Origin of the sequence: Prevotella rectalis (assembly GCF_900607215.1) — a bacterium.
GTDB lineage: Bacteria > Bacteroidota > Bacteroidia > Bacteroidales > Bacteroidaceae > Prevotella > Prevotella brunnea.
Genome location: NZ_LR027822.1, coordinates 463,082 through 472,846 on the forward strand (window position 1 = coordinate 463,082; position 9,765 = coordinate 472,846).

7 protein-coding genes are annotated in these 9,765 nt (G+C 43.9%); 3 read left to right on the forward strand and 4 right to left on the reverse strand.

The window, feature by feature from the left end:
* Positions 1–718 precede the first annotated feature (718 nt).
* Together gyrB and E0E16_RS10300 are read left to right on the forward strand one after the other, a co-directional pair.
* Positions 719–2,689, forward strand: a complete 1,971-nt coding sequence (gene gyrB, locus E0E16_RS10295; RefSeq protein WP_130830232.1) for a DNA topoisomerase (ATP-hydrolyzing) subunit B — start codon at positions 719–721, stop codon at positions 2,687–2,689.
* A gap of 220 nt (positions 2,690–2,909) precedes the next feature.
* Positions 2,910–3,776: a helix-turn-helix domain-containing protein gene (locus E0E16_RS10300; protein WP_130830233.1), complete on the forward strand. Its 867-nt coding sequence runs from the start codon at positions 2,910–2,912 to the stop codon at positions 3,774–3,776.
* Positions 3,777–3,798: 22 nt separating this feature from the next.
* Here E0E16_RS10300 and E0E16_RS10305 read toward each other — a convergent pair whose 3' ends face one another.
* The 4 genes from E0E16_RS10305 to E0E16_RS10320 form a co-directional block, all read right to left on the reverse strand.
* Entirely contained in the window at positions 3,799–4,434 is a 636-nt protein-coding gene (locus E0E16_RS10305) for a DUF3109 family protein (RefSeq protein ID WP_130830234.1), read from the reverse strand.
* Positions 4,435–4,548: 114 nt separating this feature from the next.
* A complete protein-coding gene (ung, locus tag E0E16_RS10310; RefSeq protein WP_130830235.1) occupies positions 4,549–5,211 on the reverse strand; it encodes a uracil-DNA glycosylase in 663 nt (220 codons plus the stop codon).
* 66 nt (positions 5,212–5,277) lie between these two features.
* A complete protein-coding gene (gene gpmI / locus E0E16_RS10315; protein ID WP_130830236.1) occupies positions 5,278–6,798 on the reverse strand; it encodes a 2,3-bisphosphoglycerate-independent phosphoglycerate mutase in 1,521 nt (506 codons plus the stop codon).
* Positions 6,799–6,973: 175 nt separating this feature from the next.
* Positions 6,974–8,143, reverse strand: a complete 1,170-nt coding sequence (locus tag E0E16_RS10320) for a nucleoside recognition domain-containing protein (protein ID WP_130830237.1) — start codon at positions 8,141–8,143, stop codon at positions 6,974–6,976.
* Between the two features lie 193 nt (positions 8,144–8,336).
* On the opposite strand from E0E16_RS10320, the gene E0E16_RS10325 reads away from it, so the two are divergent.
* Positions 8,337–9,176 carry a hypothetical protein gene (locus E0E16_RS10325; RefSeq protein WP_130830238.1) on the forward strand — a complete coding sequence of 280 codons (840 nt, stop codon included), beginning with the start codon at positions 8,337–8,339 and terminating at the stop codon, positions 9,174–9,176.
* Positions 9,177–9,765: the final 589 nt, after the last annotated feature.

Genomic DNA, 9,765 nt, shown 5'->3' on the forward strand with positions numbered 1-9,765 from the left:
TGGAACGCCGAAAATATGGCGAACGACGGTCTTATGCCATCTTCACCAAAGGTCCCAGGGGGCATCGAGCCCCCTAAGACCTTGCCGAAAATATGACGGAACTTAGGTGTTGTCCATCTTCTTTTATACAAGTGCACAGACTTCAAATTTAACCTATATAATGTTAATGTCAAGTCATTCAGTAAACAAGAAAATATTTGACAAGTAAAACAGAAATACATCGTCAGATCTGACAAGTGAATTCAGGAAAAGACAAAAGCTTAGGTATTGCATCCCAAAAGCTAAGCTTTTGCATCCTAAAAGCTAAGCTTTTGCAACGTGAAAGCTAAGCTTTTGCAAATCAACAGTCCATTCATCAAATTCACATTCTGTTTTCATGCCCGAAAACGACATCATTATGACATATCATCACAGAACAACTGCATAGGGTTTTCGTGTCAGCACATATCACTTTAGCCGTTTCTTACATCTACTTTTCATCATGGCAAATCATTTCATGAATCCAATCCGGCGTTTCTTCTTTGCCGGATTATTTTCCTTCAACTCACCCCAAAAAGAACATGAACAGCCTCACAAGTTCGAGAAACGCCCACATCATCAACCAAATGTTGTGTTTCTCTGAACGTGAATGGGCATTTTGTACTGTTATTAATTCTTGATTTATTTCCATAATCCAACGAAATTTCGTATCTTTGCCTATCATTATTTGAATAGAAAAATGGCAGACACTTTAGAAAAAAATAATAATTATTCCGCCAGTAACATCCAAGTCTTGGAAGGACTTGAAGCAGTACGCAAACGCCCCGCGATGTATATTGGCGACATAAGTGAGAAAGGACTTCATCACCTCATCAACGAAACTGTTGACAACTCCATTGACGAAGCAATGGCAGGCTATTGCAGCCATATAGAAGTAACTATCAACCAAGACAACTCCATCACCGTTGAGGACGATGGGCGCGGCATCCCCGTAGATGAACACGAGAAGCTGCACAAAAGTGCATTGGAAGTGGTCATGACAGTGCTCCACGCCGGAGGAAAGTTTGACAAAGGTTCCTATAAAGTCAGCGGTGGTCTGCATGGTGTGGGTGTGAGTTGCGTGAATGCCTTGTCGTCTCACATGAAATCACAGGTTTTCCGCGGGGGCAAGATTTATCAACAGGAATACGAAAAAGGCAAGCCCCTCTATCCGGTAAAAATCATTGGCGAAACCGACAAGACCGGTACTCGTCAACAATTCTGGCCCGACAGTTCCATCTTCACCACCACCGTCTTCCAGTGGGACATCGTGGCGCGTCGCATGAGAGAGCTGGCCTTTCTGAACGCAGGCATTAAAATCACGCTGACCGACCTACGCCCCAACGAAGAGGGCAAAACACGCTGTGAAGTATTCCATGCCAAAGAGGGATTAAAGGAATTTGTGAGATATGTCGATCGCCATCGCACCCATCTTTTCGACGATGTCATTTACCTGAAAACAGAGAAGCAGGGTACTCCCATCGAGGTGGCAATCATGTATAACACCGATTACAACGAGAACATACATTCCTACGTTAATAACATCAACACCATAGAGGGAGGAACACACCTCACCGGATTTCGCACAGCACTAACGCGAACATTGAAGGCATACGCCGACAACGAACCGCAGATATCGAAACAGATTGAAAAAGCAAAGATAGAAATCACCGGCGAAGACTTCCGCGAAGGTTTGACCGCCGTTATCTCAATCAAAGTGGCAGAACCTCAGTTTGAAGGTCAGACCAAGACCAAACTGGGCAATAGCGAAGTGTCCGGAGCAGTACAGCAAGCGGTTGGAGAGGCTCTCTCCTATTATTTGGAAGAAAACCCCAACGAAGCAAAACTCATTTGCGACAAAGTTATATTGGCTGCAACAGCACGCATCGCGGCCCGCAAAGCGCGAGAGAGTGTTCAGCGAAAGAATGTCATGACCGGCGGAGGTTTGCCGGGAAAATTGGCAGACTGTTCCAACAGAGACCCAAAGGAATGTGAGATTTTCTTGGTGGAGGGCGACTCCGCCGGTGGTTCCGCCAAACAAGGTCGCGATCGCTATTCACAAGCTATCCTGCCATTGCGCGGAAAAATCCTGAATGTAGAGAAAGTACAACGCCATCGGGTATTCGAAGCAGAGTCAGTTATGAACATCATTCAATCCATCGGCGTGCGCTTTGGCGTGGAAGGAGAAGGCGATTTCGAAGCAAATACCGACAAATTGCGCTACGACAAGATTATCATCATGACCGATGCCGATGTCGATGGTTCACACATCGACACGCTCATCATGACACTTTTCTTCCGGTACATGCCCAAAGTCATAGAAGAAGGACATCTGTATATAGCCACACCCCCACTCTATAAATGCACTTTCAAGAAAGTCAGCGAATATTGCTACACGGAACAACAACGACTGCAGTTCATAGAGAAATATGCCGGGGGCGATGAGGATGCAAAATCACTTCACACACAGCGATATAAAGGTTTGGGAGAAATGAATCCGGAACAACTTTGGGAAACAACCATGAACCCACAGACTCGACTGCTGAAGCAAGTGACCATAGAAAGTGCCACCGAGGCTGACGAGATTTTCTCCATGCTGATGGGAGATGATGTTGAACCACGTCGCGAATTCATTGAAGAGAATGCTACCTACGCAAACATTGACGCGTAACCTCTTACAGCAGAACTTTCATAGGCTGAAACAACGACTCCTCTTTTGGAAAGAAGCAATCTTTCTTATAGAATAATACGCGACAAGGTGCAACATTCTGCTCTTCTTCCGAAAGAGAAGTCTTTTACCGAATGTTAATCATCTAAATTGGCAAAAAACTTTGGTTATTATAAAAATATCCGTATTTTTGCATTTAAACGCAATATCATTGGGTTAGGATATGAGAGAAATTAATGTGAAGCAAGTAGAACAGGAGTTTTCAGCCATATACAACGTGGACAACGAACTCCTGCTGTATGACAGCACTACGGGAGTGCCCCATCTGCTGGAAACATCTCGATTGAACTGCTTGGTGCTCGGTATCTGCACAAAAGGAAACATCAGTTATACCGATGACACTGAACAGCACACATTGGGTTCGGGAGATGTTTTCATACTTCCGAAAGGACAAGTCTTGGGAGATATTAAGACAGCATGCAACGCTGAGATGGTGGTTTTGGTCTTATCTTATAACTACCTTCAGGAAATAGTAAGCGGTGTTAGTTTACTGTCCACCTTATTCTTGTTTGCACGCCAACATCCGGTCTTTCACTTGGAGGATAAGCAGGCCAAACAGCTTTTGTCCTATGTCAGAATCTTAAAGCTGAAGATAAAAGACACCACACATCATTACAGACGCGACCTGATTGCTTCTATCTTAAAAGTACTAATCTATGACTTGCTAAACATCGTCTATCACATGCAACAGGTAGAAACCGGAGGGAAAAACAGAGCGGAGGTAATCTTTTCTGATTTTATCACATTGGTAGAGAAGAACTTTCGTAAAGAGCGCAGACTGGGATGGTATGCAGAACAGCTTTGCATAACACCAAAATATCTTTCTGAAACGGTAAAAGCTGCCAGTAAACGCACTCCGGGAAGCTGGATTGACTATTATGTGATGCGTGAAATTCGCGTATTATTGAAAAATAGCAAGAAAAGTATCAAGCAAATTGCCGAAACTCTTAACTTTCCGAACCAAAGTGCATTTGGAAAGTACTTCAAGGAACACTATGGTGAAAGCCCATCAGGATACAGAAAGAACTGAACCGTAGGACTTTCACCTTATCCTAAACGGCCGGAGCGAAGTCGGAATCCGGAGATGGCTCTGAGGAATGTAACATCTGTTCTGCAACTTCTTCAAGTTCTTGATACCATTCCATACCAAACCGCCTGATTAATGGTTCGCGCAAGAACTTGTATATAGGGAGTCCCAAAGCCTTTCCCTTCTCTACGGCAGCCTTGCAAACATCCCAGCGATGGTAATTTATACCTATCAAACCTGTGTCGAACTCTTTTAAGCGAATGGGATAAAGAGCACATGAGATGGGCTTTACAAACTTACTTCTCCCCATTCGGTATGAACGTTCCAACGCACACAGACAACAGCCGTTCTCATAGCATGTAAACACGCAATCCTTTCCACTCACGATGCTTGTCACCAAGTCGCCTTCACCATCAGTGTAAGCAACACCCTGCCTGTCGATAACCGATTGAGCAGAAGCCGACAAGTCGTCCCAAACACTATCAACCATATTCTCTATCGCGCCAATTTCCTCAAGAGAAACCGGTGCGCCGGCATCTCCCTCAACACAGCAGATGCCTTTGCAGACATCCAAATCGCAACAAAACATCTCCGTAATGATGTCGGGAGAAACAAGTACATTGCCTATCTGCAATATAGGCATCATGGACATTCTACTCATCGGCGTAACTTTATGTTGAAATCCGAGATAAATGATTTATTTTTTCGGCTGCAAAGTTACAACAATGAGATAAGAAACACGATTATTATCGTGTTTTTCTAAACAAAAAAAACATTACCAAACAATGGGTTCAATGCCCTTTGACATCAAATAATCATTGCAGCGGGAAAATTGATGCTGACCAAACCAGCCTCCTCTATTGGCAGATAATGGCGAAGGATGAACCGATTCCAAGATGAAATGTCGCGAAGCATCGATAAGATACTTCTTGGAACGAGCAAAACCACCCCACAGCATGAAGACAATGTTTTCCCGATGTTCGCTTAAAGCCTTGATAGCTGCGTCCGTAAAGTTAGCCCACCCCAACCGTTGATGACTATTCGCAAGATGAGCGCGAACCGTCAGAGTGGCATTGAGCAGCAAAATGCCTTGTTTTGCCCAGCGTGTCAAGTCGCCGGTCTTGACTACGGGCTTTCCCATATCTAATTCTATCTCCTTGTATATGTTAATGAGTGAGGGGGGTAACATCGTCCCTTCCGGAACGGAAAAGCTCAAACCCATCGCCTGACCGGGTTCATGATAAGGGTCTTGTCCGAGAATAACCACTTTCACGTCATCAAACGGACAAAGATTGAAAGCGTTAAAAATCAATTTTCCGGGAGGATAACAAGTTGTTTCCCTATATTCTCGGTGAATATTTTCGGTCAGTTGCAGGAAATAAGGCTTGCTAAATTCTTTTTGCAGTGCCTCTTTCCATGACTTTTCGATAGAAACCATTTTTGAATAAAATAACGCAGCCCCATCCATCAAACATGGAAGATAGGGCTGACCATCATACTAAACTTATTTATCTTCTATCAAACACTCACCGGTCATCTCCTCAGGCTGTTCCAATCCCATGATATGCAGGATGGAAGGAGCCACGTCTGCCAAGCGTCCCGGCTTAACTTTCGCGGAATTGTTATCCGTTACATAGATAAACGGAACCGGATTCAATGAGTGAGCCGTATTGGGTGAACCGTCGCCATTCAACGCATTGTCGGCATTTCCATGGTCGGCAATGATGATAGCTTCATAGTCGTTGGCTTTGGCTGCCTCAATAACCTCTCTCACACAGTTATCCACAGCGTGAACAGCTTTGGCTATGGCGTTTATTACACCTGTATGACCCACCATGTCGCCATTGGCAAAGTTCACAACGATAAAGTCATACTTACTCGTGTTGATTGCTTCCACCAATTTATCCTTTACTTCATACGCGCTCATTTCCGGTTTGAGGTCGTAGGTAGCCACTTTGGGTGAAGCCACGAGTATCCTATCCTCGCCCTCAAAAGGCTCTTCACGTCCACCATTGAAGAAGAATGTAACGTGTGCATACTTCTCTGTTTCAGCAGTGTGCAATTGTTTCTTGCCCAAAGAACTGAGATGCTCTGCCAAAGTGTTGGAAACATTTTCCTTCGGGAACAAGATGTGAACACCCGTGAAGCTCGCGTCGTATGGTGTCATGCAATAATATTGCAAATCCTTAATGGTCTTCATGCCTTCCCCGGGCATATCCTTTTGCGTAAGAACTGTTGTCAGTTCTTTGGCTCGGTCGTTGCGGAAATTGAAGAAGATAACCACATCTCCTTCCGCTATCGTTCCATTCACCGTGGAGTTATGAATCGGCAATATAAACTCATCGGTTACGTCGTTTGCATAACTTTCCTCTATGGCTTTCACCATATCCGCAGCTTGTTTTCCTTTTCCTTCAACAAGCAAGTCGTATGCCTCCTTGACTCTGTTCCACCGTTTATCCCTGTCCATGGCGTAGAAGCGACCGATAACAGATGCGATATGGGCATTATTGGCATTGCAGACTTTTTGTACGTCGGCAATGAAGCCCGCTCCACTCTTCGGGTCTGTATCGCGTCCATCCATAAAACAGTGAACAAACACATCCCTCAGGTCGTATTCTTTTCCTATTTCTATCAACTTACAAAGGTGCTCCAAGGAAGAATGGACACCGCCGTTGGACGTCAAACCCATCAAGTGGAGTTTCTTCCCGGTTTTCTTTGCATAGCTGTAGGCATTAACAATTTCAGGGTTCTTTAGGATTTCTCCACTTGTACATGCTTTGTTAATCTTCACGAGGTCCTGATAAACCACTCTTCCGGCACCGATATTAAGGTGTCCCACTTCCGAATTGCCCATCTGTCCGTCAGGTAAACCTACGTTTTCGCCTGAAGCCAACAAGTAAGAGTGGGAGGATATTGCGTTCAAGTAATCAAGATAAGGTGTCGGGGTGTTATAGATTACATCTCCTTTACCATGTTCTCCGATTCCCCATCCATCGAGAATCATCAGAAGTGCTTTTTTTGCCATAATTTATCTTTTTCTTATTGAATACCTAATTTATCATTTGCAAAGATACGGAAAAAGAGCCAATCAACAAAGAAAAGGGGCGCATTAAGCCGGCAGGCAAGGCGAATTATTCCGTCAAATGAAACAAATTCCCACTTGATGATTATCGTTATTTCGTTTCAACTATTACAATGGGCTAAATCAGCACATAGAGCAGATAAATCCAATGTGCGACAAGTGCCGCTGCCAAACCACCGATAGTATGCGAGAGGATGGCTTTCGATGTCAGTTCGCGATACCCTATCGTGTCGAGCATGGCAGTATGGGTGCTGAGAAATCCACTCCAACACATGCCAATCCCCGTAAACACGGCAATGGCATTACCATCAATCCAGCCCTGTGCCACAAAATTGGGAACTAAACTCAATGCGGCACCCACGGCTCCAAGAGCGGTAATGGGGAAGGCGACCTGATGTGGGTCAGAGAATCCAAACAGTGGCTCAAGCAACCAATTGAGCTTGTTGGCCACCTCTGGCAAAATGGCAATTCCCTCATAGGCCTTTCCCGTGAAACTACCATCGGCACTCGGTCCGAAAGTAAGAATCATAACGAGCGTGGAGATTATCAGCACTCCGGGAATGATAGATACTCCTACTTCCACTCCTGACTTTCCGCCATCGAGTAGGGAATTCAGTGTACGCAAAAACACCGATTTTTCCTCTTCGTGTACAGGTCGTTCCACCTGTTTTTCAAAACATTCAGAGCTCAACGCATTCTCCGTGGCATACTGTGGATAAGACTTCAGCACAAAATATTGCATACATCGCGTGGAAACAATACATCCTATGCAGGCACCGCAAAAGCCGATGAACGGTTCCACGAAGTAGCCATGACCGAGCATAAACACGATAACGATAAGTCCCATTCCAAAAGCAGTTCCAAAATTGGTCAGGGAGATATATTGAAACTTCTTGAAATATCCACTAAAGTGCTTATCATGAGCAAGCGTAATAATGGCGGGATTGTCGGAAAGGAAGGTCAAAACTGCACCCAAAGAAGCTACGCCGGGCAAATGAAACAAAGGACGCATGAGCGGACGAAGCAACTTCTCTATCAAATCCACTACCCCAAACTCAACAAAGAGTTTGCCCAGCGCTCCCGTGAGCACACAGATGGCCATCAGATAAAAACATGTGTTGAGCAACAGGTCGTGAGCTGTGTGCATGATGGTGTTCAACATCGGGGCGACACCCATTTTCCATCCTATCCCACCGAACAAGAAAAGAATAATCAGCAAACACATCACGCCATTGGGCAGGGTTCGTTTTCTCACGGTAGAAGATTTTTTATCGTTTTGTTTTTCCATTTATGTATGGCTTATTAAGCTACAAATTGAAATCAGGCGATAAAATTAGTTGTTTTTCTCGATATACACAATAAATACCTAAGATTTTTAATCGAAACTATGATTTTCTTTGTGCTTTTGATATATTATCACAAAAAAAATCGTAAATTAGCAACTGATATTTTATAGATTGCTCATTTACAATTCAAAAACCATGAATAAAAAATCCACACTGAGAGTATTGGCTGCGACAACGCTACTTCTTGTCGCGGGTATGTGTCCGTCAATCGGTTTTGCCCAAACAAATTACGAGCTGTTCATCGCAGGAACGCAAATCACATCGGAGAATGTGGAAAACCTTACGGGCGAATGGCTAAAATCGGGAGAAGTGTCTTTTGACAATACCACAAACACGCTGACCCTGAAAGATGCCGTCATTGAGGCGAAAGAAGATGACAATGGAATAAAAAGCGGAATGAAGAATCTGACCATCCGGCTCGAAGGGAACAACTCCATAAAATCTGTCCATGGAATCGGTATCTATAACGATGCAAACGGAAACATGACGATTACCGGCGACTCCTTAAAAGTGGAAACGGAACAACAAAGCGCAATGTTTACGGGGTACGACAGCAAACTCACCATCACCAATTGCAGAATAGGTGCAAAGGGACTGTGGGGAATTACGGGGGTAACCGGCATGAAAAACGAGCAACTAATCATTAAAAACGCTGCCGTAAACGCCTATGGGAAGTACCTCACCATTGGCGAGCTTGCAAACGTTGAGTTGGACAATTCATTGCTTATCGCTCCAAAGAACGCTAAATGGAACAGTGAGTATCATTCGTTCTGCATACAAAACGAGCCAATAGGAAAGCGAACGATAGTGATTAAGCCCGACATCGACAATGGAATTGCACAACTCAACACCCCCGAACAAACAACCACAAAGGAGATATACGATTTATCCGGTAGAAAAATAAAGAAACTGAAGCGTGGAATTAATATCGTTAGAAGCAGCAATGGAAAAACCAACAAAACAATCCTACGCTGAAAACTTATACGTCCAACAACTCAGCCTCTTGGAAAGACGTTAAGTTTGTCAGCACAACGATGATGCGAACCCACAATCAGCAAGCCCAAGCCACTATAAGTGCAACGGTCTGAACAGTGCGTCCGCAAAAAAGACCCATCACTCGTTTCCAACCTGTGAATTGTATCTTCAGTGCAAGGACAAACATAACGACTGTTCCCATCACCGATACCTTAGAAGTGATGGACAAGTGGTTCATTTCATTGCGCTTTTTTGCCCGAGAAAGTAAACGAAACGAATGTAAAACCGACAGTAAAAACCATGCTTTTTCACAGCCTTCATAACCAACAACTATCTCTCTAATTTCCAGCCACTTACAAAGTCGTTTGCAAAAGCTAACCTTTTACAATGCAAAAGCTAACCTTTTACAAAGCGAAAGCTAACCTTTTACAATGCGAAAGCTAACCTTTTGCAATCAATGGTAGTGTCCTTAAAAGTGTGTAATTCATCTTTCCTTTCTCTGTACTTCCACTGTTATTTTATTCTTTTCTTTCCAGTTCTTGAATTGATATATTCTCCTTTCATATGTCGTCTTTGTTTCCTCCATCGC